Genomic DNA, 25,571 nt, shown 5'->3' with positions numbered 1-25,571 from the left:
CGCTGATGACGGATTATTTGGAGGCCAGCATGTGGATGCTGGGCTGGCTTGCCGGATTCAGCGCGCGCACATAGATGACGATGGGCTGTTTTTTCTCGGGCAGATCCACGGTGACGTCGCTGCCGCCGGGAAAGCTCAGGACGAGCTGCTGATCGGCGGGGTAGGGGACATTCAGCAACTGGAAGTTCTGCGGCAGGCTCATCCAGCCGCGCAGGTCGGCCTGCGTGGTGGCGGCCTGCGCAATGGCCGCGGCCAGTCCCAGCCAGGGATTGGAATCGTTCAACTGCTTCTGCACGACCGTCTTGGCCGTGGCGCGTATGATTTCCCGGATCAGGATGCCGCTGAACTTGGTCTTGAATTCACCGCGTATGATGGTGTCCATATCGGCAAGCAGCTGGCTCTGCTGGCGGCCCACCGCCACATAGGGATAGGCCGACTGGCCGTCGCCCATGACAGGCAGGGCAATGCCGGTATAGCTGACGTTGCCGCTGACCAGGAACAGCGGCAGGTCGATCCGGCGTTCTTCCTTGCGGGCGGCCAGGCCGTTCTCGAAAATGATCCATATGGACGGCTTGAGCTTCTTGGGCCGCTTGGTCGCGTCCATGTCGGCCTTGACCTGGCTGTTCTTGGTCAGGGCGAAGGCGCGCTTCAGGCTCTCTCGCGCCTTGTCGTAGTCGGCCTTGTTCTCGCCGTTCAGCAGAAAGTACAGGCCGTGCAGATACAGGGACGCGGGATTGACATAGCCCGTATAGGGAGCCCAGTGCTCGATGTCGACTCCGGCGGCCTTGAGCGCGCCGCTCGAGTCGGAAACGCTGCGCTCGACCAGATCGGCGTTCTGTTCCTTTTTGATCTCATCGCGCTGCTTGTCGATTTCGCTTTCGAAATGCTCCGCGGCGCGCCGTTGCCTGTCGTCCGTGCGGTTCCATTCCACCCGCGCATTGTCATAGTCCCCCTGCTGCCAGAAGTTCAACGCCTTGTAGGTGTTCAGCATGACCGTGTCGTACACGGCGGGGCTGTAGGGCATGACGTTGTCGTTGACCAGCACGGCCAGGCCCTGATTGGCGCCGCTGGCCGCCAGGTTGCGCGTGTCGTCCTCTTTCATGAGCACTTCCGCGCCATCGAGCATCTTGGTCGACCGCTCGAACAGGCCGTTGTGCCGCAGCAAGGTTCCAGCTTCCAGGGCCCAGAGCAGGTTGCGCGGCGCACCGTCTTTTTCATCGGATTGCTGGATGGCGTTCTCGGTGGCGCCGGGGACGTTGCCGGCATACAGATCCGCCGTGTAGTTCCGGGTGGCCTGGGGCACCGCGCAGCCGCTCAGAACAACCGCCAGCAAGCCGGTAATCAAGAGTGTTTTCATTATTCTTCTCTGCTTAACGTTGAACCGATCAGCCAAGCGGCCGATTATCCTTCCGCACAGGGTGATGGATTGTTACATGAAGCGTATTTTTTTACAAATAATGGGTTTTTTGAAAACTTCGCTTTCATAATCCAGGGACGAATCAGGCAAAAAAAGGAGATCCAGGGGGCTATCGGGCCATGTCCAGATAGCTGCAGAGTTCTTGCGCCGCGTCCACGAGGCGCGGTCCCGGGCGGAAGAAGGCATCCGGGTCTATCCCGTAGACATGGCCCTTCAGGGCGGCCGGAAGACCCAGGGCGGCCCAGCGTTCGCGCACTTCGTCCACGCGTGTGCTGCCGGATGCCGGTGCAATGACGACCTGCGGCTGCTTGACCAGGACGCTTTCCGCACTGATCTGGGGTGCGGCAATGGCGGTATCGGCATAGATGTTCACGCCGGCGCAGCTTTGCAGCGCATCGTTGAGCAAGGGATCCGCGCCTATCGTGTACAAGGGCGATGCTCCGACCTCGATAAAGACCGACACCGTCCTGGCCCCGGCGTGCCCGGCGCGCAGGGACGCGATGCGTTCTTCCAACGCCTTGGCGGCGGGAAGGGCGGCGGCCTCGGTGGAGAACAGCTGTCCGAACCGCCGGACCTGGCCGGGGATGTCATCCAGCGCCTGGGGCCGGGAGTAAAGCAGCGGCAGGCCCAGGCGCGACAGCGACGGAGCCAGGGTCTGAGCCGCGCCCGACGGCAGCCAGGCGATGACGACATCGGGACGCAGCGCCAGCGTCTTTTCCACGTTTACATTGATTCCGTCGCCGATGCGGGGAATGCTTTTTGCCTTGGGCGGAAAATCGCTGCTGGAGACGGTGCCGACGATGCGCTCCCCCGCGCCCGCGGCGAAGACCAGTTCGGTGATATGCGGCGCCAGGGTGATGGCGCGGGCGGCCCGAGCCTGCGCCGCCCCGGCCGCATCCGTGTGGCCCTGCGCGGATGGCGGAAGCATCGCACAGGCGCCTGCCGTGAAACAGTACGCGGCAAGGCGTGCCGCGACGGTTCGTGCGCGCATGCCGGGCTTCATGCGTCCTACATCCGGAACGAGAAGTTCACGAATACGTTCGAGCCGGGCATGTTGTATCCATGGACATTGGTGTAATCCTTGTTGAAAAGGTTGTTCCAGCGCACCTGCACTCCGGCATGCTTGCTGAAATCGTAGGCCGCCGTCAGGTTGTACAAGCCGTAGCCACCTATGGATACCTTGTTGTCCGCATCGTTGTAGCGCTTGCCCGTGAACTGATACTCGGCGCCTACGCGCAGCGCGTCGAAGCGGTGATCCACGCTCAGGCGGTACACCTGCCTGGCGCGCCAGCGCAACTGATCGCCCGTCTTGTCGTTGCGTGGATTCAGAAAATCCGCGCCGGCGCGCAGCGTCGTGCGCCCGATATCCTGCTCCGCTTCCAGGCTCAGCCCGCGCAAGGTGGCCGAGTCCACATTCTCGGCATGATAGCTTCCGTTGAAGCCGCCGCAGTCCAGAAAGCAGACATAGCCGTCGATCAGCTGCCTGACCTTGTTCTGATAGGCCACGGCGCTCAAGCGCGTGGTATCCGAGGTGTAACGGATGCTCGCTTCGATATTCCGGGACTTTTCGGGCGCCAGGTCGGGATTGCCCACGAAGCCGAAATTCAGCGGCGAATACAGTTCGGTGAAGCTGGGGGCGCGAAAGCCCGTGTTGCCCGCCACGCCCACGCGCCACTGGTCGTTCAGGTCCAGGTCGTAGGCCAGTCCGCCCGTGGCCTGGTTTCCGTAGCCCGAGATGTTGTCGTTGCGCACGCTGGCTTGAAGGTGATGCCGGTCGAAGTCGCCGCGGTACACCAGGCCGGCCGAATTCGTGTTGCGCTGATTGATGGTGAATTCGGATGAGCTTCCGGGGCGCTCTTCCAGGCGCTCCAGGATCAGGGATACGTTCTGATTCTCTGAAAACTTCAGATTGTTCTGCCAGGAGTACGATTTTTGCTGGCTGCCTAGCGTGCCGGAGCCGAACTCCCCGGTGAACGAGTCGACGCTGCGGCTATCGACGAATTCCTTGGAATAACCGAACCTCAGCACGCTCTGCCAGGCATCGGTGATGTCGTCGGTGCTGGTGATGGAATAGGCTTGCTGCCGCGTGATGGCATAGGCGCGGCGCGGATCGGAGCCCGCGTCGTAGTCGCCGTTCATATAGCCGTTATAGGCGGTCAGGCCGATATGATGGCCGGCCTGCCAGCGGTAGCCCAGCGACGCGTTGAGGGAGCGCTGCGTGTAGCCGTCGTCATCCTTGTTGTACATGTCGAACGCGGTGGGTTTTTCAGGGCGGCGCGTGGCATTGAAGCCGCCGCTTTCGGCCAGGCTGCTGGATAGGGCGTAGTCCCATCCGTCCTGGGCGCCGGAGATGCCTGCGCTGGACTTGAATGTGTCGTTGCTGCCGTAGCCGATATTGCCCCATGCGCTCAGCGGCCGGTCCTCGCCGGTTTTCTTCGTGATGATGTTCACGACGCCGCCGATCGCATCCGAACCATACAGGCTGCTGGCCGCGCCGCGTATGACCTCGATGCGTTCTATCGTGGCCGGATCGATCGCATTCCAGTTCGTTACGCTCGTGATCATGCTGTTGACGCGGATTCCGTCGATCAGGACCAGCGTATGGCGGGGCTCGTTGCCCCTTAGCATGACGCCCGTGGCGGTCTGCGGGCCGCCGTTGCTGTAGAACTGGATGCCCGGCTGCTTGGCCAGTATCTCGGCAACGCTGTTCTGGCCTTCCTTTTGAAGATCCTCCTTCTTGATGACGGTTACGTCGCCAATGACGTCTTTTTCCAGCTGCGCCGTGCGGCTGGCGGTGACGACGATGTCGTCCAGCCGGGAAACGGAATTGTCGGTTTGGGCCGCAGCGGCCAGAGGAAGGAAGCAGGAAAGAACGGCAAGCGCTTGCCGGTTTAATTTGAAAGGCATGATGGACCCTGAAAAACGTGCGTCCCCGCACGTCGGAAGAAAAAGCATCTCCGCATCGATCCGGACCGGCCGGGAAAACGGCAGGCGGGCTGGACGCAGAACGGAAGATGAACCAAGGGTGATCAAGGCCGGTGTCGGGCTGGCATGCGGGGCATGCTTACCGTTGCGGGGGCAGCACAGTTTGGACGCGGAACTCTTGCCAAGGCAAGCGCGACGCCTGTTTCCCATTTAACTTTCGCAAGGCATGGCCACGGTCTGGCTGGACGCGGGTTTTCGCCTCGAAAGCACCTTTTTCGTGACGAAATATATCATGGCGGCCGGCCATGGAAATCCCGCGACCCTGCCGGCAGTGCGGCCTTGCCTCGCCCATCGTCCCGCCGGCGGGCCGCGGAACATCGGCGGGCGATACAATGGAGGCCTTGTTTACTGTCAGGTAGCCACGTGTCCCATCCGTCCTTGCCCTATCCCCTTTCCGCTTACACGCATGGCGCCGAGTTTGCGCGCCTGCTTGCCGAACGCATCCTGATCCTGGACGGCGCCATGGGCACCATGATCCAGCAATACAAACTAAGCGAGATGGATTTCCGCGGCCAGCGCTTCGCGGAGCACGCCAAGGACGTGAAGGGCAATAACGAACTGCTCTCGCTGGTCCGTCCCGACATCATTTCCGAGATACACCGCAGCTACCTGGAGGCCGGCGCCGACGTCATCGAGACCAATACCTTCGGCGCCACCGCCATCGCCCAGGGCGACTACGGCCTGCCGGAGCTGGCTTACGAGCTGAACCTGGAATCGGCCAAACTGGCGCGCGGCGCCTGCGACGCCTTCAGCACGCCTGATCGGCCGCGCTTCGTGGCGGGCGCATTGGGGCCTCAGCCCAAGACCGCTTCCATTTCACCGGACGTGAACGACCCCGCCGCGCGCAACGTCACGTTCGAGCAGCTGCGCGACGCGTACACCGAACAGTTGAACGGCCTGCTGGACGGCGGCATCGACATCGTCCTGATCGAAACCATTTTCGACACGCTCAATGCCAAGGCGGCGATCTTCGCCGTGGAAACCGTCTTCGAAGAGCGGGGCGTGCGCCTGCCCGTCATGATCTCCGGAACCGTCACCGACGCATCCGGCCGCATCCTGTCGGGCCAGACGGTCGAGGCGTTCTGGAATTCGGTGCGCCACGCGCGGCCCGTCACCATAGGGCTGAACTGCGCATTGGGGGCGGCCTTGATGCGGCCCTATGTGGCCGAGCTGTCAAAGATCTGCGACACCTATATCTGTGTCTACCCCAATGCCGGCCTGCCCAACCCCATGGCGGATACGGGCTTCGACGAGACGCCGGGCGATACCTCTTCGCTGCTGGAAGAGTTTGCCAAGGCCGGGCTGGTCAATATGGCCGGGGGTTGTTGCGGGACCACCCCCGACCATATCCGCGCCATTGCCGACAAGGTGGCCAGCCTGCCGGTGCGCGCCGTGCCGCAGATTCCGGTCAAGACCCGCCTGTCGGGCCTGGAACCGCTGACCATAGACGAGGACTCGCTGTACGTGAACGTGGGCGAGCGCACCAACGTGACGGGCAGCAAGATGTTCCTGCGCCTGATACGCGAGGAAAAATACGACGAGGCGCTGGCCGTCGCGCGCCAGCAGGTCGAGAACGGCGCCCAGATCATCGACATCAACATGGACGAGGCCATGCTGGATTCGGCGGCGTGCATGCGCCGCTTCCTGAACATGATCGCCTCAGAGCCCGACATTGCGCGGGTTCCCATCATGATAGACAGCTCCAAATGGGAGGTCATCGAGCAGGGCCTGCGCTGCGTGCAGGGCAAGGCGGTGGTCAATTCCATTTCCATGAAGGAAGGCGAAGCCGCCTTCCTGGAGCACGCGCGCCTGTGCCGCAAGTATGGCGCGGCCGCCGTGGTCATGGCTTTCGACGAGCAGGGGCAGGCCGACAACCTGGAGCGGCGCAAGCAGATATGCGAGCGCGCCTACCGCCTGCTGGTCGACGAGGTGGGCTTCCCGCCGGAAGACATCATCTTCGACCCCAATGTGTTCGCCATCGCCACCGGCATCGAGGAGCATAATCATTACGCCGTCGATTTCATCGAGGCCACGGGTTGGATCACGAAGAATCTGCCCTACGCGCGGGTGTCGGGCGGCGTGTCCAACGTCAGCTTCTCCTTCCGCGGCAACGAGGCCATGCGCGAGGCGATACACACTGTGTTCCTGTATTACGCCATCCAGCAGGGCATGACCATGGGCATCGTCAACGCCGGGCAGTTGGGCGTGTATCAGGACATCGACAAGAAAGTCCTTGATATGGTCGAGGACGTGGTGCTGGACAGGGCCGAGCCGCTGGGCAAGACCGATCCGGCCGACGAGCGGACGTCCACCGAGCGACTGGTGGAGCTGGCCGAAACCATAAAAGGCTCGGGGGCAAAGAAGGAAGAAGACCTGACCTGGCGCGAGCAGCCCGTCGAGGCGCGTCTGTCGCATGCGCTGGTGCACGGCATTACCACCTTCATCGTCGAGGACACCGAAGAGGTCCGCGCAAAGATCGCCGCCGCGGGCGGACGGCCCATACAGGTCATCGAAGGTCCATTGATGGACGGCATGAACGTCGTGGGCGACCTGTTCGGCGCCGGCAAGATGTTCCTGCCGCAAGTGGTCAAATCCGCGCGGGTCATGAAGCAGGCCGTGGCTCACCTCATCCCCTTCATCGAAGAGGAAAAGCGGCAGATCGAGGCCGCCGGCGGCGACGTGCGCTCCAAGGGCAAGATCGTCATCGCCACCGTCAAGGGCGATGTGCACGATATCGGCAAGAACATCGTTACCGTCGTCCTGCAGTGCAATAACTTCGAAGTCGTGAACATGGGCGTCATGGTTCCCTGTTCCGAGATCCTGGCCAAGGCCAAGGAAGAGAACTGCGACATCGTTGGTTTGTCCGGGCTGATCACGCCCAGCCTGGAGGAAATGGCCTACGTGGCATCGGAGATGCAGCGCGACGATTATTTCCGCAGCCGCAAGCTACCGCTGCTGGTGGGCGGGGCAACCACCAGCCGCGTGCATACGGCCGTGAAGATCGCGCCCAATTACGAAGGCCCGGTTATCTACGTTCCCGACGCCAGCCGTTCAGTGGGCGTGGCCACCAACCTGATGTCGGACCAGGTCGATACCTACCTGGCCGAGGTCGCCGAAGAATACGAGCTGGTGCGCACCCGCCATGCCAATCGCAAGGCGACGCCGCTGGTCAGCCTGGAACAGGCGCGCGCCGACCGTCCCAAGATCGACTGGTCCAGCTACACGCCGCCGCGTCCCAAGTTCATTGGGCGGCGCACATTCAAGAACTACGACCTGTCCGAGGTCGCCCACTTTCTGGACTGGACGCCCTTCTTCCAGACCTGGAGCCTGTTCGGCCAGTATCCCGCCATCCTGGACGACAAAGTCGTGGGCGAGCAGGCGCGCAAGGTCTACGCCGAAGGCCAGGCCATGCTGAAGAAAATCATCGAAGGCCGTTGGCTGACGGCCAGCGGTGTGGTGGCTTTTTACCCGGCCAATACCGTCAACGATGACGACATCGAGATCTACCGCGACGAGTCGCGATCCGAAGTCCTGTTCACTTGGCGCAATGTGCGCCAGCAGACGGTCAAGCGCGAAGGCGTCGACAACAAATGCCTGGCCGACTACATTGCGCCGAAAGAGACGGGCATCGCCGACTACATCGGCATGTTCGCGGTGACCGGCGGCCTGGGCATCGAGAAGCACGACAAGGCTTTCCTGGACGACAACGACGATTATTCCAGCATCATGCTCAAGTCCATCGCCGACCGCCTGGCCGAGGGCTTTGCCGAATGCCTGCATGCGCGCGTGCGCCGCGACTTGTGGGGCTATGTTCCCGACGAGTCGCTCAGCAACGAGGACATCATTGCCGAGAAGTACCAGGGCATACGCCCCGCGCCAGGCTACCCGGCCTGTCCCGAGCATGTGGTCAAGAAGGAGATGTTCGAGGTGCTGGAGGCCGAAGAGATCGGCATGCAGCTGACCGAAGGCTATGCCATGTATCCGGCATCCAGCGTGTCGGGTTTTTACTTCAGCCATCCCATGTCCCAGTATTTCAACGTGGGCAATATCGGCGACGACCAGGTCAAGGACTACGTGCGGCGCAGCGGCCGCGACGAAGAAGACGTGCGCCGCAGCCTGGCCAGCACCTTAAGATAGGCACGGCGAGGCCATGGTCATGCAAGACAGCAAGCCTGGCATGGCGGCCTCCGCCGAACAGGCCGGGTCGGCCCGGCGCAAGGCGCTGGGCGATTTCCTGCGGCGTGCGCGCGCCCGGGTGCAGCCCGAGGCCATGGGCCTGCCCGCCGGCGCGCGGCGGCGCACGCCGGGCCTGCGCCGCGAAGAACTGGCCCAACTGTGCGGCATCAGCGTGACCTGGTATACATGGATAGAGCAGGGGCGCGACGTCTCGGTATCGGCCGGCGTCCTGGCCAGGCTGGCGTCGGTGCTGAGCCTGGCGCGCGCCGAACGCCATTACCTGTTCGAGCTGGCCGAATGCGCCGATCCCGATCATGGGCGCGACCTGATCACGCCATTGCCGGCCCGGCTGGCGGACTGCGTGCACAGCATCACGGCGCCCGCCTACATCCTGGACCGCTGCTGGAATGTGCTGGCACGCAATGCCCCCTTGCTGCGCCTGTTCGACGGCTGGCCCGACCGCGACGAGTCGCCCAACCTGCTGCGCTACATCTTCCTGGATCCGGCGGCCCGCGAGTTGGTCGTGGACTGGGAGCAGCGCGCCAGCCGCGTCGTGGCGGAGTTTCGCGCCGACGCCGGCGCGCATGCGGACGAGGCCGACGTGCGCACGGTGCTGGGCGATCTATTGCAGTCCAGCGCCGTGTTCGCCCACTGGTGGACCCGCCATACCGTGGTCGACCGCGAGGGCGGCCTGCGTGAATTCAACCATCCGCACGACGGCATACTCCATTATCAGCAGATCACCTTCCGCCTGGCCACCCGCCCCGACTGCAAGCTCGTCATGCTGCTGGGCAACGGGGCGGATTCCACGGCGCGGCAGGACGCGGGCTGACTTCGCTTATTTCGGGGCCTGCTTGTTGGTGTGCAGATGGTCGCCGGCGCGCGGGTCCAGGCGGGCAAACGACAGGGCCGATGCCGCGGTCACGAGCCCGATCACCACGAATCCCCAGATAATGTCCACCAGCGTCAGCTCCACCCCGCCGCGCCAGGCCATGCTCAGGTTCAGGGCGACCGCCGCGCAGGCCACGCCCAGGCTGATGCCCAGCTGCTGGGCCATGGCGGCGAAACTGCTGGCCCGGCTCATTTCCTCGGGGCCCAGGTCCGCATAGGTAAGGGTGTTGACGGCGGTAAATTGCAGCGAGCGGAAGAAGCCGCCGACGATGAGTATCAGCGCCATGATCCAGATGGGGGTGTCCGCCCTGAAGAGTCCGCACAGCGCAACGAACAGGCCTGTGATCAGGGCGTTGGCCGTCAGGACGCGTTTGAAGCCGAAACGCTGGATGATGGGCGTGGCCACCAGCTTCATGGCCATGGCGCCCACGGCGCTGGTAAAGGTGATCATTCCGGCCGAAAACGGCGACAGTCCGAAACCCACCTGCAGCAGGATCGCCAGCAGGAAGGGCGTGGCGCCGACGGCGAAGCGGCACAGGTTGCCGCCCAGGGTCGAGATGGCGAAGGTCGGGGTCCGCAGCAGCGACAGGTCGATGATGGGATGCTCGGTATGCCTGGCATGCCAGATATACAGCAGCCCGCAGGCCAGTCCCACGCCGACCAGGGCGAGCAGTTGCGTCAGCGGCAGCGAACGGTGGCCGATGGCCTCGAAACCCGATACCAGGGTGGCCAGGGACACGCCGCTCAGCAGGAAGCCTATCCAGTCCAGGCGGCGCGGCTGGGCGGGGTAGTCGTCGCGTATGTAATACAGGATCAGGGCGATGCCCACGATCCCGACGGGTATGTTGATCAGGAAAATCCAGTGCCACGAGGCATAGGTCACCAGGAAGCCGCCCAGCGGAGGGCCGATGACCGGACCCAGCAAGGCGGGCAGCGACAAAAAGGCCATGGCCTTGAGCAGCTCCGTTTTCGGCACCTTGCGCAGCAGTATGATCCGACCCACGGGCACCATCATGGCGCCCGCCAGGCCCTGGATCACCCGCGAGACGACCAGCTGGCCTATGTTCTGCGATGCCGCGCAGGCGATGGAACTGAGCGTAAAGAGTAAAATGGCGGCCAGGAAGACGCGCCTGGCCCCGAAGCGGTCGGCGGCCCATCCGCTGATCGGCACGAATACGGCGACGGCCAGCAGATAGCTGGTAATGGCCACATTCATGCGCACCACGCTGGAGCCCAGCGACTGCGCCATGACGGGCAGGGCGGTGGCCACCACGGTCGCATCCAGCATCTGCATGAACAGGGCGCAGCCGACGATGAACGGTATCATGCGGACGGCGCGGCGTTCGCGCGCCGACAGTGCCTGGCCGCCGGGGGCGCTGGGGGATGAGGCTGGCGTTTCTGGGGGCATCGGGCAGTTTAAATTGCGGCCGAGTGAAGTACACTCGGATTTCCAAGGTTAACCATCTGGCAAGCAAGCATTATGGCAAAGAATTACGAGTCCGAAATTACCCAGTTCCTTAAAAAATACAAAACGGAACACCCCGACACCGAAATGCGGCAGCGCGAAGGCCGTGCGCGCCTGTGGGACAAAAATATCGATCCTGAATTCCAGGAGGGCTTCCGCGCCAGCCGGGTGCCGCAAAAGCCGTACGTCTATCAAGCCGACTAGCGGCCCCGCATGCCCTTGCCCAAGGTAGCGGCGCAAGACCTGTCCGCCCTGGTCGATCCCGCCATAGACAGCACGCCCGATGTCGTCGACAGCGTGGCGTTGGCCCGCCTGTACGGCGAACCGCTGTTCGCCCTGCCCCAAGACCTGTACATTCCGCCCGATGCGCTGGAAGTATTCCTTGAGACTTTCCAGGGGCCGCTGGATCTGCTGCTGTACCTGATCCGCAAGCAGAATTTCAATGTGCTGGACATTCCCATGGCCGAGGTCACGCGCCAGTATCTGTCGTATGTGGACCAGATCCGCAAGCAGAACCTGGAACTGGCCGGCGAGTACCTGTTGATGGCCGCCCTGCTTATCGAAATCAAGTCGCGCATGCTGTTGCCGGTCAAGAAGTCCGACACCGGCGAAGAGGTCGACGATCCGCGCGCCGAGCTGGTCAGGCGCTTGCTGGAATATGAACAGATGAAGCTGGCCGCGCAGAAACTCGACGCCCTGCCGCAGCTGGGCAGGGATTTCCAGCGCACGCACGCCTACGCCGACGTGCAGGTGGAGCAGGCGCTGCCCGACGTCAGCGCCGAAGATCTGCGCAGCGCCTGGCTCGACATCATGCGCCGCGCCAGCCTCAATGCCCACCATCGCATCACGCGCGAGCAGTTGTCCGTGCGCGACCACATGAGCCAAATCCTGCGCCGCCTGAGCGATGTGCAGTTCATGGAGTTCACCGAGCTGTTCATGGAGCGCGTCCACCAGGGCGACGCCGCCGCCGTCGTGGTCGTTCATTTCCTGGCCATGCTGGAGCTGGCGCGCGAGTCGCTGCTTGAAATTACGCAGGCCGAACCTTACGCGCCGATCTACGTGCGTCTCTCGTACATGCGTGCCGCCGCCTGACCGGCGGCCGGACACCTCCATTCCGAACGGAGATTTTCTTGAAAGTCGTTCACACCATTGAAGAACTGCGCGACCAGCTGCGCGGACAGCTGCGGGTCGCATTCGTGCCGACCATGGGCAATCTGCATCAGGCGCATTTGTCCCTGATGAAGCTGGCCCGCCAGCATGGCGATCCGGTCGTTGCCAGCATTTTCGTGAATCGGCTGCAGTTCGGGCCGAACGAGGATTTCGACCGCTATCCGCGCACCCTGGCCGACGATATCGAGAAGCTGGAGCGCGAGCGCGATGTATATGTCCTGTTTGCCCCGAACGAGCGGGAAATGTACCCCGAGCCCCAGAACTTCCAGATCCAGCCGCCGCCTGACCTGGGCGGCATCCTGGAAGGCGAATTCCGTCCGGGCTTTTTCGGAGGGGTCAGCACTGTGGTCATGAAGCTGTTTTCCTGCGTGCAGCCCAGTGTCGCGGTTTTCGGCAAGAAGGACTACCAGCAACTGATGGTCGTGCGCAATATGTGCCGCCAGTTTCAATTGCCCGTGAACATCCTGGCCCACGAAACGGTGCGGGATGCCGACGGGCTGGCGCTGTCGTCGCGCAATATGTATTTGCAGCCCGCCGAGCGGGCCGAGGCGCCGCGGCTGTTCGCCACCCTGAAAAAAGTGCAGGCCGCCATAGAGGCGGGAGATGCCGACGCGCAGGCGCTGGAGTCGCAGGCCGCCGAGGACCTGTCGGCGCACGGATGGCAGGTCGACTACGTGTCGCTGCGTCGTCAGCGCGACCTGCTCCGTCCCCAGGCCGGCGAGATACAGGCCGGCGAGCCGCTGGTGGTGCTGGCCGCCGCCAAGCTGGGGGCCACCCGCCTTATAGACAACCTGGAAATCTGTAAGAAGTGACAGCAGACGTGTCCATTTCCCCATGACAGAATGCGTCACCGATAACAACAAGGAGAGCAAGGTGGGGAATGTACACGACGCCGGCGAATCGCCCTTTTCGGTTCTGACTCCCCGCGAGCGCGACGTCATGGATTACGTCGCACGCGGCAAGCCAAACAAGATCATCGCCGCGGAACTGGGCGTGTCGCAACGCACTGTCGAAGCACACCGGGCACGCATCTTCCAGAAAATGCAGGTCAGAAACGCGGTCGAGCTTGCCCACTGTGTTTTGGGCAAGCGCGCCAATTAACGCATCGCCTCGGCGGCTTCAGCCGCAGTGCAGCGGCGCCTTGGCGGCCAGCTCGTCGATGGCGTCGATGTCCGCCTGGCGGGTCAGCCGGTATTCCAGCGTGGGCTTGGCATTGTTGATGACATCGATGCGCATCACGTTGTCATTCACGAAGGTCAGGCTGGCCATGCTGGCCTGCTCGTTCAGCTTGAGCACGATGCGCAAGGGCTGTGTGCCGATTACATCCCAGCAGCCCTGCTGAATAATGTTGTGCCTGGCATCGGGCTTGTCCAGCATGACGGCCCGCGAGCGCCACTCTCCGCCCGGCGCCAGTGTCAGCGTCAGGCGCTGCGCCGAGCATGCCGCAACGCCGGCCATGCAAGGTATGGTACCCAGAAAGGTCTTGGCCTCGGCCAGGGGGCGCGCCTTTATTACGGTTTGCTCGCCGGCGGCTTCCTGCCCCGCTTGTTGCTTGCCGGCTTTCTGGTCGGCCCCGAAGCCCAGCTGTATCTGCGACGGCGCGCGCGCGCCGCTGCGGCCCTGGGCCTGGCTCTGCGCATCGGCCTCGGTGCTGTCATGCGGGGTTTCGTAGTAGCTGGGCGCGCGTTGCTGGGCGCAGCCGGCCAGCAGCAGCGCCAATGCCATGGCACTCAGGGTTTTGCCGCTGAGGCATTGAATGAGCGAAATTGAACGAGACATAATGTTCCATCGACAGTAGGGCCAGGAACATGCATTCTACGCACTAATTGCCACCGCCGTAAAACGGTGAATTCACCTTGGGAGACCGGACCTTGCCGGATTTGCCAGCCACCCTCGCCTTGCATGCATCGGCCGCCGCGGTGGCCGCCGCCGGCGTCGTGCTCAGCGCTTGCTGCGGCCGTGTGGCCCTGGCTTACCGGCGCAGGATCGATGCCGGCGAAGCCGCCGATGCCCGCAGCATGGCGCTGTCATTGGGCGAGGCCCTGGTGCCGGCAGGCCGAATGGGCGGCGGCGTCGAGGCCGATGGGGCCCGCATGGCCGCGAAAGGCCGCCCAGGGGCGCTTGCATTCAGCCCCGCCTACGGCTTCTCCATGTCCGCCGCGCTGTGCATGGCGACGGGCTTTTTCCTGCTGTTTGTCCGGCATGGGCCGGGCGCTTATTTCCTTGCCGCCGCGCTGGCCGGTATCTTGTTGCTGCTGGCGGCGCGCATCGACGCCCAAACCGGCCTGCTGCCCGACGCGCTGACCCAGCCTTTGCTGTGGCTGGGCCTTGGCGTCGCATGGGCGGGCGAGGGCCCGGCTTTGCACGACGCGTTGGCGGGCGTCATGCTGGGCTACGGTTTCCTGTGGTGCCTGCTGGGCGCTTTCAAGTGGCTGAGCGGCCGTGATGCCATGGGCCATGGCGACCTCAAGCTGCTTGCGGCATTGGGCGCCTGGATGGGCTGGCAGCCCTTGCCTTGGGCGCTCCTGCTGGCCTGCATGGCAGGCCTGGCCTTTGCCATGTGGCGGCAGAGGTCGCTGCGGCCCCGGGGCGCTTATCCATTCGGCCCTTTTCTGGCAGTGGGCGGCGCCGGTGTTTTCCTGCACGCGACTGCGGTACATTCGTGGTTTTGCTAGCCGAGGTGCAGCTGTGTACAAAATTGGCCTGACTGGTGGAATAGGTTCCGGCAAAAGCCGTGTTGCGGATCTATTCGCCGAGTGGGGCGCCGCCGTCATCGATACCGACGTCATTGCGCATGAGCTGACTGCGCCGGGTGGCGCCGCAATCGAGGCGATCCGGCATGAATTCGGCCCCGACATCATTGCACCCACCGGCGCGCTCGACCGGCAGGCCATGCGCGAGCTGGTCTTCGAAAGTCCCTTGGCCCGGCAGCGACTCGAATCAATTATTCATCCTTTGATAAGTTCGGTTACACAAAAAAGAGCTGCCTCGGCGCAAGGATGTTATCTTGTCTTCGTGGTGCCGTTGCTGGTCGAATCGGGGCGCTGGCAAGGGCGGGTAGATCGCATCTGCGTCGTCGATTGCGACCCCGAAACTCAGGTCAAAAGAGTGCAGGCCCGCAGTGGGCTGACGCCAGAGGCTATTGCGCGTATCATGTCAGCACAAGCGTCACGAGAGGCGCGTTTGGCTGTTGCCGACGACGTCGTTCTCAACGACGGACACACCAGTCTCGATGACCTCGTGCGCCGCGCCCGGGAACTGCACGATGCCTGGTGCGTTCTGGCACGGCAATAGGCTGGCCGCTCTTCCGGTAGTCGTTCCTAGTCATTGAAAAGGTTTTTGGTCGCGTGATTCTTTATGAATACCCTTGCAACGAGCGCGTACGGTCTCTATTAAGAGTCGAGCACCTGTTCGACAGGTTGTTCTTTTTCGCCAAAGGGACCGACGTCCACCATCACCAGATTTCGGTCGCCACGCTGTTCGATCTTCTCGACATCTGCGACCGTACCGATCTGCGCGGAGCTGTACTGCAGGACCTCGAACGGCAGCGGGTGGCGCTGGGCGCGCTGCGCCAGCATCCCGACGTCGATGCCCGAACGCTGGACACCATGCTGGCCGAGATACAGGGGGCGGCCGCCGAACTGGGCGCCCAGGGCCGCATAGGCCAGGAATTGCGCGACAACGAATGGCTGGCCAGCCTGCGCGGCCGCATTGCCGTGCCGGGCGGGTCGTCGCAGGTCGATATGCCTTCCTATTTTTCCTGGCAGATCAAACCCCCCGAAGTGCGATCCACCGATCTGCACCGATGGATCACGCCTTTCCTGCCTCTCTATAAAGGCCTGGCGCTTATCCTGCGCATGCTGCGCGACTCGGGCGATGTGGTCGATCTGGTGGCCCGGCAGGGCGCCTACCAGGAAATGCTGGGCGGCAAGGTCTTCCAGTTATTGCGGGTCTGGGTCGACACGGCGCTGAACATCTTCCCCGAAATGAGCGCCAACAAGTACGTAATATGGGTCCGGTTTGCATCACAAGACCGTGAGCTCAAGCCGCAACCCGTCACCAACGACGTGTCCTTCAAGCTGGCTCGCTGCAACGTCTAAGTTCGGGCGTGGCAGGGCGGCCGACAGGCGGCTTGCTTCAGACGCCATCGTTTTCGCCGCGTTTCAATAGTTGTTGCGTTCCATTTCAAATCCGCAATTTCTGTGTTCCTGTGGCCGTCAATAGGCGAAAATGTCGCCTGTTTCGTTCGAACCCGGAGAACCTTGCATGGCGGAACCCCGCTCCGTAACTCATCGGTCCGGCCAGCGCCGCTGGCCATGGCTCGTTCTTGTCCTTGTCCTGCTGGCCGCCGGTGCATACTGGTTTGCCGGGCGCGGCGCCGGTTCGTCGACCGGGGGGCGGCCGGCTTCGGGCGTCAACCGCATGGCCGCCATGGCCAATATGAAGACGCCGGTTCGCGTGGCGACCGTTCAGCAAGGCCCCATACAGCACACGCTAAAAGCCATCGGAACGGTGACCGCCTTCAATACGGTCACGGTGCGCAGCCGTGTGGATGGAGAGCTGCAAAAAATATTCTTTTCCGACGGCCAGAAGGTGAATGCCGGCGAGTTGCTCGCGCAGATCGATCCGCGCACCTATCAGGTCCAGCTGGACCAGGCCCTGGGCCAGCAAAAGCAGAACGAAGCCCAGCTCAAGAATGCCCAGCGCGATTTGCAGCGCTATCAGTTGCTGTTCAAGCAAAACTCCATCGCCAAGCAGCAGGTGGATGCGCAAGCCGCCCTGGTCCAGCAATTCCTGGGTTCGCGCAAAAGCGACCAGGCCGCCGTCGACAGCGCCCGCCTGCAACTGGATTTCACGCGCATCACCGCGCCCATATCGGGGCGCCTGGGTTTGCGCAAGGTCGACGAGGGCAATATGGTCAATGCCTCGAATACGGATGGGCTTGTGGTCATCACACAGACCCAGCCGATTTCCGTGGTGTTCACGCTGCCGCAGGCGCAGCTGCCCGAGGTCCTGGCCCAGCTGCGCGCCGGAAAAACCCTGGCGGTCGATCTGTACGACCGCGACGACCTGCGCAAGATCGCCACAGGAGAACTGATGTCCGTCGACAACCAGATCGATGTCGCCACCGGCACGGTCAAGTTCAAGGCCCGTTTCGCCAACGAGGACGAATCCCTGTTTCCCAATCAGTTCGTCAACGTCAGGCTGCGCGTGGACACCGCCCAATCGCTGCTGGTTCCCACCATGGCTGTCCAGCAAGGTTCCATCGGAGCCTTTGTCTACGTGGTCGATGAAAGCGACAAGGTACACATTCAACGCATTGTCACCGGGCGGGTCGACGACAAGCGCATCGCGGTCGAGTCGGGGCTGAGCGCAGGCCAGCGCGTGGTGATAGAAGGGCTGGATCGCCTGCGCGAAGGCGCGGCGGTCGACATCGTTACCGACCCCCAGTCCAGCGCCCCGCCGGTCGCGCCGGCTGGCCTGGCGGCAGGCGCGGGCGCCCATCCGGAGGCGGCCGCTCCCCGCCGGGCGCATTAGGGAACCACCGTGAACCTGTCGCGCCTGTTCATCCTGCGGCCCGTCGCCACGACGCTGGCCATGGTCGCCTTGCTGATCTCGGGCGTGCTGGCCTATCGCTTGCTGCCGGTGTCGGCATTGCCGCAGGTCGACTATCCCACCATCCAGGTTACGACGCTGTATCCGGGCGCCAGTCCCGACGTCATGACGGCGCTGGTCACCTCGCCGCTGGAGCGCCAGTTCGGCCAGATGCCGGGCCTGACCCAGATGACCTCGTCCAGTTCCGGCGGCTCGTCGCTGATTACCTTGCAGTTCGATCTGGATCTGCCCCTGGACGTGGCCGAGCAGGAGGTCCAGGCCGCCATCAATGCGGCATCCAACCTGCTGCCCAACGATCTGCCGGCCCCGCCCATCTACAACAAGGTGAATCCGGCCGACACCGCCGTCATCAGCCTGGCCGTTACGTCGCCGACCCTGCCCTTGTACCAGGTGCGCGACCTGATCGACATACGCGTGGCGCAGAAGCTGTCGCAGATATCGGGCGTGGGCCTGGTCAGCATTGCCGGCGGGCAGCGCCCCGCGGTGCGCATACAGGCCAACCCTGAGGCGCTGGCGGCTCATGACTTGACGCTGGCCAGCCTGCGCTCGGCGATCGTGGGCGCCAACGTCAACCAGCCCAAAGGGAATCTGGACGGCCCCGAGCGGTCCACCACCATCAACGCCAACGACCAGCTGCGCTCCATCCAGGACTACGAGCAGCTGATTGTCGCCTACGAGAATGGAGCTCCGCTGCGCCTGCGCGATATCGCCGACGCCCGCCACGACGCCGAGAACATCCGTCAGGCGGCATGGATGGGAACCACGCCCGCCATCTTGCTGAACATCCAGCGCCAGCCCGGCGCAAATGTGATCGAGGTCGTGGACCGCGTCAAGGCCTTGCTGCCGTCGCTGAAACAGGCCCTGCCCGTGGGGGTCGAGGTGGAGGTCGCCACCGACCGCACGCAGACCATACGCGACTCCATCGACCATGTTCAGTACGAAATGATCCTGGCCATCATCCTGGTGGTGCTGGTTACCTTTGTGTTCCTGCGCAGCTGGACGGCTACCTTCATCCCCAGCGTGGTGGTGCCCCTGTCCCTTGTGGGAACCTTCGGCATCATGTATCTGGCCGGGTTCAGCATCAACAACCTGACCCTGATGGCGCTGACCATCGCCACCGGTTTCGTGGTCGACGACGCCATCGTCATGATCGAGAACATCGCCCGCCATATCGAAGAGGGCGAGAGCGCGCTGAAGGCCGCCTTGAAGGGCGCATCCCAGATCGGCTTTACGCTGGTGTCGCTGACCCTGTCGCTGATCGCCGTGCTGATTCCGCTGCTGTTCATGAGCGACGTCATCGGCCGGCTGTTCCGCGAGTTCGCGATAACGCTGGCCGTCGCCATATTGCTGTCGCTGGCGATCTCGCTGACCCTGACCCCCATGATGTGCGCGCGGCTGCTGCGGCCCGAATCGGAAATGACGTATGGACGCTTCCAGCAGAAAGCTGGCCAGTGGATGGACCGCCTGATCCATGCCTACGACAAAGGCCTGCAATGGGTGCTGGCCCATCAGCGCGCCACGCTATGGGTGGCGCTGGGCACGCTGCTGCTGACCGGATTGCTGTATGCGCTGGTGCCCAAGGGCTTTTTCCCGCAACAGGACACCGGCATGATCCAGGCCATCAGCCAGGGGCCGCAAACGGTGTCCTTCACGTCGATGGCGCAACGCCAGCAGCAGGCCGTCGACCGCATACTGAAGGATCCCGACGTTCAGGCGGTCTCCTCGTTCATCGGCATAGACGGCACCAATGCCACCCTGAATACCGGACGCATGCAGATTGCGCTGAAGCCGCTGGGCGAGCGTGGCGCCGACGCCCGGTCCATCATCGACCGGCTGGGCGAAGACCTTGCCGCGCTGCCGGACATCCAGGTGTTCATGCAGCCAGTACAGGACCTGACGGTGGATGACCGCGTAAGCCGCACCCAATACCAGATGACCCTGTCCGACCCCGACCATGGCGTCCTGCTGGAGTGGACGCCAAGACTGGTGCAGGCGCTGCGCCAGGTGCCGGGACTGCGCGATGTGGTCGACGACCTGCAGGGCAGCGGCTTGCAGACCACGCTGGTCATCGATCGAGACGCGGCGGCCCGCCTGGGTGTCAGCAATGCGGCCATCGACGACGCCCTGTACGATGCCTTCGGGCAACGGCAGATATCCACCATTTTCACACAATCGGCGCAATACCGCGTGGTGCTGGAAGTGGCATCCCAGTTCCGGCAGAGTCCCCGCGCCCTGGCCCAGATCTATGTGCCCACCACCTCGGGCACGCCAGTGCCGCTGAGCAGCCTGGCGCGCATCGAGGAAAGCAGTTCTTTATTATCCATAGAGCGTCTTGGGCAGTTCCCCGCCACGACCATCTCCTTCAACCTGGCTCCCGGCATGGCCTTGTCCGACGCGGTGGAGTCCATCCGCGCCGCGCAGGCCGAGCTGGGCATGCCCGCCTCACTGGACCTGCGCTTCCAGGGCGCGGCGCGCGCCTTCCAGGCCTCGCTATCCAGCACCTTGTGGCTGATGCTGGCGGCGGTGGCCGCCATGTACATCGTCCTGGGCATCCTGTACGAAAGCTACATCCATCCGGTCACCATACTGTCCACCCTGCCGTCGGCGGCCATAGGCGCCTTGTTGGCCTTGCTGATCAGCGGCTCGGAACTGGACATGATAGGCGTCATCGGCATCATTCTGCTGATCGGCATTGTCAAGAAGAATGCCATCATGATGATCGACTTCGCGCTGGATGCGGAGCGCACCCGGGGGCTGGCGCCACGGGCGGCCATCCATGAAGCGGCCCTGCTGCGCTTCCGGCCCATACTCATGACCACGCTGGCCGCGCTGTTCAGCGCCATACCGCTCATGCTGGCCACCGGCTCGGGCTCCGAGCTACGCCAGCCCCTGGGGCTGGTCATGGTGGGTGGACTGCTGTGCAGCCAGGTCCTGACCCTGTTCACCACACCGGTCATCTACTTGATGTTCGACCGGCTGGCGCGACGCACCGGCGTGTACCGGAGCAGGCGCGCCGCGGACGGCGGGCTTGCCCCATGAGGCTGTTTTCACTGTTCATCATGCGGCCGGTGGCCACCACGCTGTTGTGCGCGGCGCTGGTGCTGACGGGCGGGCTGGCCTTCCTGTTCCTGCCTGTGGCGCCCTTGCCCCAGGTCGATTTTCCCATGATATCGGTGTCGGCCAAGATGGCGGGCGCCAGTCCGGAAACCATGGCGTCCAGCGTGGCGACGCCACTGGAGCAGTCGCTGGGGTCGATCGCGGGGCTTAGCGAAATGAGCTCGCGCAGCACCGAAGGCTCGACCCGCATCTTCATGATGTTCGACATGGATCGGGATATCAACAGCGCCGCGCGGGACGTGCAGGCGGCCATCAATGCGGCGCGCAGCATGCTGCCGTCCAGCCTGCGCAGCAATCCCACCTATCACAAGGTGAACCCCTCTTCGGCGCCCGTCATGGTGCTGGCCCTGACGTCGAAGACGGCCACCCAAGGGCAGTTGTACGATCTGGCGTCCACCGTGCTGGCGCAGAAACTGTCTCAGGTGGTGGGCGTGGGCGAGGTCGAGGTCGGCGGAAGTTCGCTGCCGGCCATACGCGTCAGCCTCAATCCGCAGACGCTGAACAGCGCCGGCGTGGCACTGGATGAGGTGCGTACGGCCCTGTCGAACGCCAACACCATGCGTCCCAACGGCGTGGTGGAGAACGACCGCTACAACTGGCAGCTCAGTTCGGGAGGCCAGTTGACACGGGCGGAGCAATACAAGCCGCTGATCGTCGCCTGGCGCGAAGGCTCGCCGATCAGGCTGCAGGACGTCGCACGGGTCGAGGATTCGGTCGAGGACCTGTTCAATGCCGGCTATTTCAACGACAGTCCGGCCGTGCTGTTGATCATTCGGCGGCAGGCCGATGCCAACATCATCGAAACGGTCGATGCCATACGCGAGCAATTGCCGGCATTCGAGGCCATGCTGCCGGCGCATGTTGCGCTGACCGTCGCCCAGGACCGCACGCCCAGCATACGGGCGTCGCTCCACGAGGCCGAGATCACGCTGATGATCGCGGTTGTCCTGGTGGTGCTGGTGGTGTTGCTGTTCCTGCGCAATATACGCGCCGCCCTGATTCCCGCCATCGCCGTGCCCGCATCGCTCATCACCACCTTCAGCCTGATGTTGTGGTTCGGCTATACCCTGAATACGATCTCGTTGATGGCCCTGATCGTGGCCACCGGTTTCGTGGTCGACGATGCCATCGTGGTGCTCGAGAACATCATGCGCCATATCGAAAAAGGCATGTCGCCTTTGCGCGCCGCGATCCGTGGCGTGCGCGAAGTGGGCTTCACCGTCCTGGCCATGAGCCTGTCCCTGGTGGCCGTGTTCATTCCCATGCTGCTCATGGGCGGACTGGTGGGCCGCCTGTTCCGGGAGTTCGCCGTTACGCTGTCGGTGTCCATACTGGTGTCCCTGGTGATTTCCGTCACCTTGACGCCCATGATGTGCGCGCGGATTCTAAAGGCAGGCCCGGGCCGCCGGCCGCGACGGGCGGGCATGCTGACACGGGCCTTCAAGGCCATGGGGGCATTTTTTTGCCGCCGGGCCGCCCCAAGGCAAAAAGCGCCCCCTTGGGGGGCAGCAAGCCGAAGGCGCAGCGTGGGGGCATTTTTTTGCCGCCGGGCCGCCCCAAGGCAAAAAGCGCCCCCTTGGGGGGCAGCAAGCCGAAGGCGCGGCGTGGGGGCATTTTTCTGGCGCGGCTACAAGCGCTCTCTGGGATGGGCGCTGGCGCATGGCCGCTTCATGATGCTGTTACTCGCGGCAACCATAGGGCTCAATTTCTATTTGTACGCGGTCGTTCCCAAGGGATTTTTTCCGCAGCAGGATACCGGGCAGTTGCTGGGTTTCTTCCGCGTCGATCAGGGCACGTCTTTTCATGCCATGAGGCCCAAGCTGGACGGGTTCAGAAAAACGCTGATGCAGGATCCCGCCATAGAAAGCGTCACGGGCTTTGTCGGGGGGCGGGGCGGCAGCAACTCCAGCTTCATGATGATACAGCTCAAGCCGCTTGCCGAACGCAATGCCAGCGCCACCCAGATCGTGAACCGCCTGCGCGGCAAGTTCCAGGGCGTGCCGGGCGCGCGGCTTACGCTGGTGCCGCAGCAGGACATCTTTGTAGGGGGGCGCCAGAGCAGCGGCGCATCCTACGATTACTCGCTGATGGGCAGCGAGCTGGCGCTGCTCAAGGAATGGCTGCCGAAAGTACAGAGGGCCATGGCCGGCCTGCCCGAACTGGTCGATGTGGACACCGACGTCGAGGACAAGGGGCGGCGCGTGGAGCTGGTCATCGATCGCGATGCGGCCACGCGGCTGGGGGTCAACATGTCCCTGATCGCCTCCACCTTGAACAACTCTTTCAGCCAGCGTCAGGTCTCGGTCATTTACGGTCCGCTGAATCAGTACCATGTCGTCATGGGCGTGGACGAGCGCTATGCCCAGGATGCCGAATCGTTGAAGCAGGTGCAGGTGGTTACGGCCGATGGCAATCGCGTGCCCTTGTCGGCCTTTACGCGCTTCGAGGTGGGCAGCGCGCCGCTGAGCGTCAATCACGAAGGCCTGTTCGCGGCGGAATCGATTTCATTCAGCCTGGCGCCGGGCGTAACGCTGGAGCAGGCCACGCGTTCCATCGAGGATGCCGTCGCGCGTACCGGCCTGCCCACCCAGCAGATACAGGCGGGGTTCCAGGGCACGGCGCAGGCCTTGCAGGAATCCATGGCGCAGCAGCCCTGGCTGATATTGGCGGCCTTGCTGACCATGTATATCGTCCTTGGCATTTTGTATGAAAGCTATGTGCATCCCATCACCATTCTTTCAACCCTTCCCTCGGCGGGCATCGGCGCCTTGTTGGCCTTGCTGATGCTGGGCGAGGAGTTCTCCCTGATCGCCCTGATCGGCGTATTCCTGCTGATAGGCATCGTCAAGAAGAATGCCATCATGATGGTCGACTTTGCCCTGCTGGCGGAAAGGCGCGACGGCCTGTCGTCGCGCGAAGCGATCTATCAGGCCTGCCTGGTTCGTTTCCGGCCCATCATGATGACCACCATTTCGGCCCTGTTCGGCGCGCTGCCTCTGGTGCTGGCCACGGGCGCAGGCGTGGAGATGCGCCGTCCGCTGGGACTGACCATCGTGGGGGGGCTGATAGTCAGTCAGATACTCACCTTGTATACGACGCCGGTGGTGTATCTGTACCTGGACCGCTTCCGTCTTTGGGCCAAACGCAGGCGCGGCGCGTCCGCGGCGGCACCGGCATGATAGGGTCCTGGCAGGATGGTCCGTTTTTTATGGATATGGAACGTATGGATAGTCTCGTTGTACTGAACAGGATGAGCTGGCCCGCGCTGAGATGTCTGGCCGTCGCCGGGATGGCGCTGGCCTTGGGCGCCTGCGCCGTGGGACCGGACTATCAGCGGCCGTCCGTCGACACTGGCCTGGCTTATAAGGAGGCATTGGCTGGTGGCGCCGACAGTGCGGCCAACCGGGGCTGGGTGCCGGCGCAACCGGGTGATGCCGTACTGCGGGGAGACTGGTGGCAGATGTACGGCGATGCGGTGCTGACGGGCCTGATGGAATCTTTGCAGGAAGGCAACCTGGACATCGTCCAGGCCGAAGCCCAGTACCGCCAGGCGCAGGCGCTGCTTCAGTCCAGCCGTTCAGGCTTTTTCCCGACGCTGGGCGCATCGGCATCGGCCACGCGTTCGGGCAGCGGCAGCAACGGCGGCACCGGTTCGTTTTCCGGCAGCGGCGACAGCACCGGCAATCAGTACACGCTAAGCGGAAATGTAAGTTGGGAACCGGACCTGTGGGGCAAGGTGCGCCGCGCAGTGGAATCCAGCAGCGCGGGTTTGCAGGCCAGTGCGGCCGATGTCGCGGCAACCCGCTTGAGCATGCAGTCCACCCTGGCGCAAACCTACTTCAGGCTGCGGATCATGGACGCCGAAAAGCGCTTGTTGCAGCAGACCGTGGCGGCTTACGAGCGATCGCTGGCCATGACGCAGAACCGCTATGACGCGGGAGTGGCGGCGCAGGCGGATGTCGAAGTATCGCGTACGCAACTGGAGAACGGCCGCACGCAGCTGCTGGCCCTGGATTGGCAAAGGGCGCAGCTGGAGCATGCCATCGCCGTGCTGCTTGGAAGAGCCCCATCCGCATTCACGCTCGAAGCCGTGACGGCGCTGGCATTGGTACCCGCTATTCCTGTTGGCCTGCCGTCTCAATTGCTGCAAAGGCGGCCCGACATCGCGGCGGCGGAGCGGCGCACGGCCGAAGCCAATGCGCGCATCGGCGTGGCGCAGGCGGCCTGGTTCCCGGATCTGACGCTCAGCGCGCAAGCCGGCTATCGCAGCGGCCAATGGGCGCAGTGGCTGACCGCGCCCGCCAGCTTCTGGTCGCTGGGCCCGGCGCTGGCGCTGACCATCTTCGATGGCGGCGCGCGCGAGGCGCAGGTGAAGGAAGCGCGCGCAGGCTACGACGCGCAAGCCGCTTCCTACCGCCAGACCGTGCTGACCGCCCTGCGCGAGGTGGAAGACTATCTGGTGCAATTGCGCGTATTGGGCCAGGAGCAGGCAACGCAGGGCCGTGCCCTGGCGTCCGCCAGGGAATCCCTGCGCCTGACGCAGAACCAGTACGAAGCGGGACTGATCGATTACCTGAGCGTGGTGCAGGTGGAAACCACCGCGCTGAGCACGGAGCGGGCCGCCCTGTCGCTGGCGTCCGATCGGCTGGTGGCCAGCGTGCAATTGATTGCGGCCCTGGGCGGCGGCTGGGATGCCGCCGCTTTGCCGGAACCCTGATGTCCAGGCGGCCGCGG

The 25,571-nt window shown here is 63.6% G+C and carries 18 protein-coding genes and 1 riboswitch; of the genes, 13 read left to right on the top strand and 5 right to left on the bottom strand.

What is annotated here, in order from left to right:
* Positions 1-13 precede the first annotated feature (13 nt).
* The 3 genes from OEG81_RS16065 to OEG81_RS16055 form a co-directional block, all read right to left on the bottom strand.
* Positions 14-1,357: a COG3014 family protein gene (locus OEG81_RS16065; RefSeq protein WP_264130283.1), complete on the bottom strand. Its 1,344-nt coding sequence runs from the start codon at positions 1,355-1,357 to the stop codon at positions 14-16.
* 169 nt (positions 1,358-1,526) lie between these two features.
* The gene (locus OEG81_RS16060; protein WP_264130282.1) at positions 1,527-2,345 is read right to left on the bottom strand and encodes a cobalamin-binding protein; all 819 of its coding nucleotides are present in this window, start codon (positions 2,343-2,345) and stop codon (positions 1,527-1,529) included.
* Positions 2,346-2,425: 80 nt separating this feature from the next.
* Positions 2,426-4,324 (bottom strand): TonB-dependent receptor domain-containing protein, encoded by a 1,899-nt coding sequence (locus OEG81_RS16055; protein WP_264130281.1) that lies wholly within the window; start codon positions 4,322-4,324, stop codon positions 2,426-2,428.
* Between the two features lie 108 nt (positions 4,325-4,432).
* Positions 4,433-4,631, bottom strand: a riboswitch (cobalamin riboswitch).
* Positions 4,632-4,765: 134 nt separating this feature from the next.
* Between OEG81_RS16055 and metH the strand changes: the two genes are divergently transcribed.
* Both metH and OEG81_RS16045 read left to right on the top strand, forming a co-directional pair.
* Entirely contained in the window at positions 4,766-8,539 is a 3,774-nt protein-coding gene (metH, locus tag OEG81_RS16050) for a methionine synthase (protein ID WP_264130280.1), read from the top strand.
* 19 nt (positions 8,540-8,558) lie between these two features.
* Positions 8,559-9,410: a helix-turn-helix transcriptional regulator gene (locus OEG81_RS16045; RefSeq protein WP_264130279.1), complete on the top strand. Its 852-nt coding sequence runs from the start codon at positions 8,559-8,561 to the stop codon at positions 9,408-9,410.
* 6 nt (positions 9,411-9,416) lie between these two features.
* On the opposite strand, the gene OEG81_RS16040 is transcribed toward OEG81_RS16045, so the two are convergent.
* Positions 9,417-10,877, bottom strand: a complete 1,461-nt coding sequence (locus OEG81_RS16040; RefSeq protein ID WP_412034078.1) for a DHA2 family efflux MFS transporter permease subunit — start codon at positions 10,875-10,877, stop codon at positions 9,417-9,419.
* Positions 10,878-10,949: 72 nt separating this feature from the next.
* On the opposite strand from OEG81_RS16040, the gene OEG81_RS16035 reads away from it, so the two are divergent.
* The 4 genes from OEG81_RS16035 (at position 10,950) to OEG81_RS16020 (ending at position 13,205) form a co-directional block, all read left to right on the top strand.
* Positions 10,950-11,138 carry a DUF3460 family protein gene (locus OEG81_RS16035; RefSeq protein ID WP_264130278.1) on the top strand — a complete coding sequence of 63 codons (189 nt, stop codon included), beginning with the start codon at positions 10,950-10,952 and terminating at the stop codon, positions 11,136-11,138.
* 9 nt (positions 11,139-11,147) lie between these two features.
* A complete protein-coding gene (locus OEG81_RS16030; RefSeq protein WP_264130277.1) occupies positions 11,148-12,026 on the top strand; it encodes a segregation and condensation protein A in 879 nt (292 codons plus the stop codon).
* Positions 12,027-12,064: 38 nt separating this feature from the next.
* Entirely contained in the window at positions 12,065-12,916 is an 852-nt protein-coding gene (gene panC / locus OEG81_RS16025) for a pantoate--beta-alanine ligase (protein ID WP_264130276.1), read from the top strand.
* 61 nt (positions 12,917-12,977) lie between these two features.
* Complete coding sequence (locus OEG81_RS16020; RefSeq protein WP_264130275.1) at positions 12,978-13,205, top strand: response regulator transcription factor; 228 nt, start codon at positions 12,978-12,980, stop codon at positions 13,203-13,205.
* A gap of 18 nt (positions 13,206-13,223) precedes the next feature.
* On the opposite strand, the gene OEG81_RS16015 is transcribed toward OEG81_RS16020, so the two are convergent.
* The gene (locus OEG81_RS16015) at positions 13,224-13,883 is read right to left on the bottom strand and encodes a copper resistance protein NlpE N-terminal domain-containing protein (RefSeq protein ID WP_264130274.1); all 660 of its coding nucleotides are present in this window, start codon (positions 13,881-13,883) and stop codon (positions 13,224-13,226) included.
* A gap of 92 nt (positions 13,884-13,975) precedes the next feature.
* Between OEG81_RS16015 and OEG81_RS16010 the strand changes: the two genes are divergently transcribed.
* The 7 genes from OEG81_RS16010 (at position 13,976) to OEG81_RS15980 (ending at position 25,554) form a co-directional block, all read left to right on the top strand.
* Positions 13,976-14,779: a prepilin peptidase gene (locus OEG81_RS16010; protein ID WP_264130273.1), complete on the top strand. Its 804-nt coding sequence runs from the start codon at positions 13,976-13,978 to the stop codon at positions 14,777-14,779.
* Positions 14,780-14,792: 13 nt separating this feature from the next.
* Positions 14,793-15,398 carry a dephospho-CoA kinase gene (gene coaE / locus OEG81_RS16005; RefSeq protein WP_264130272.1) on the top strand — a complete coding sequence of 202 codons (606 nt, stop codon included), beginning with the start codon at positions 14,793-14,795 and terminating at the stop codon, positions 15,396-15,398.
* A 53-nt stretch (positions 15,399-15,451) separates the two neighbouring features.
* Entirely contained in the window at positions 15,452-16,204 is a 753-nt protein-coding gene (gene zapD / locus OEG81_RS16000) for a cell division protein ZapD (protein WP_264130271.1), read from the top strand.
* A gap of 166 nt (positions 16,205-16,370) precedes the next feature.
* A complete protein-coding gene (locus tag OEG81_RS15995) occupies positions 16,371-17,642 on the top strand; it encodes an MdtA/MuxA family multidrug efflux RND transporter periplasmic adaptor subunit (RefSeq protein ID WP_264130270.1) in 1,272 nt (423 codons plus the stop codon).
* A gap of 9 nt (positions 17,643-17,651) precedes the next feature.
* Positions 17,652-20,759, top strand: coding sequence for a multidrug efflux RND transporter permease subunit (locus OEG81_RS15990; RefSeq protein ID WP_264130269.1), 3,108 nt, complete (start codon positions 17,652-17,654; stop codon positions 20,757-20,759).
* On the top strand, positions 20,756-24,016 hold the full coding sequence (locus OEG81_RS15985) for an efflux RND transporter permease subunit (protein WP_264130268.1): 3,261 nt from the start codon (positions 20,756-20,758) through the stop codon (positions 24,014-24,016). Before OEG81_RS15990 ends, OEG81_RS15985 begins: the two co-directional genes overlap by 4 nt.
* Before the next feature lie 44 nt (positions 24,017-24,060).
* Complete coding sequence (locus tag OEG81_RS15980) at positions 24,061-25,554, top strand: efflux transporter outer membrane subunit (protein ID WP_317135354.1); 1,494 nt, start codon at positions 24,061-24,063, stop codon at positions 25,552-25,554.
* The last annotated feature ends 17 nt before the right edge of the window (positions 25,555-25,571 follow it).

Source organism: Pollutimonas sp. M17 (genome assembly GCF_025836975.1).
Taxonomy (GTDB): domain Bacteria; phylum Pseudomonadota; class Gammaproteobacteria; order Burkholderiales; family Burkholderiaceae_B.
This window is presented reverse-complemented; position numbering and strand designations above follow the sequence as displayed.

Coding starts and splice junctions, on each gene's coding strand:
- OEG81_RS16065 (WP_264130283.1), bottom strand. CDS start 1,357: ATGAAAACACTCTTGATTACCGGCTTGCTGGCGGTTGTTCTGAGCGGC.
- OEG81_RS16060 (WP_264130282.1), bottom strand. CDS start 2,345: ATGCTTCCGCCATCCGCGCAGGGCCACACGGATGCGGCCGGGGCGGCG.
- OEG81_RS16055 (WP_264130281.1), bottom strand. CDS start 4,324: ATGCCTTTCAAATTAAACCGGCAAGCGCTTGCCGTTCTTTCCTGCTTC.
- OEG81_RS16045 (WP_264130279.1), top strand. CDS start 8,559: ATGCAAGACAGCAAGCCTGGCATGGCGGCCTCCGCCGAACAGGCCGGG.
- OEG81_RS16040 (WP_412034078.1), bottom strand. CDS start 10,877: ATGCCCCCAGAAACGCCAGCCTCATCCCCCAGCGCCCCCGGCGGCCAG.
- OEG81_RS16035 (WP_264130278.1), top strand. CDS start 10,950: ATGGCAAAGAATTACGAGTCCGAAATTACCCAGTTCCTTAAAAAATAC.
- OEG81_RS16030 (WP_264130277.1), top strand. CDS start 11,148: ATGCCCTTGCCCAAGGTAGCGGCGCAAGACCTGTCCGCCCTGGTCGAT.
- OEG81_RS16015 (WP_264130274.1), bottom strand. CDS start 13,883: ATGTCTCGTTCAATTTCGCTCATTCAATGCCTCAGCGGCAAAACCCTG.
- OEG81_RS15995 (WP_264130270.1), top strand. CDS start 16,371: ATGGCGGAACCCCGCTCCGTAACTCATCGGTCCGGCCAGCGCCGCTGG.
- OEG81_RS15985 (WP_264130268.1), top strand. CDS start 20,756: ATGAGGCTGTTTTCACTGTTCATCATGCGGCCGGTGGCCACCACGCTG.
- OEG81_RS15980 (WP_317135354.1), top strand. CDS start 24,061: ATGGATAGTCTCGTTGTACTGAACAGGATGAGCTGGCCCGCGCTGAGA.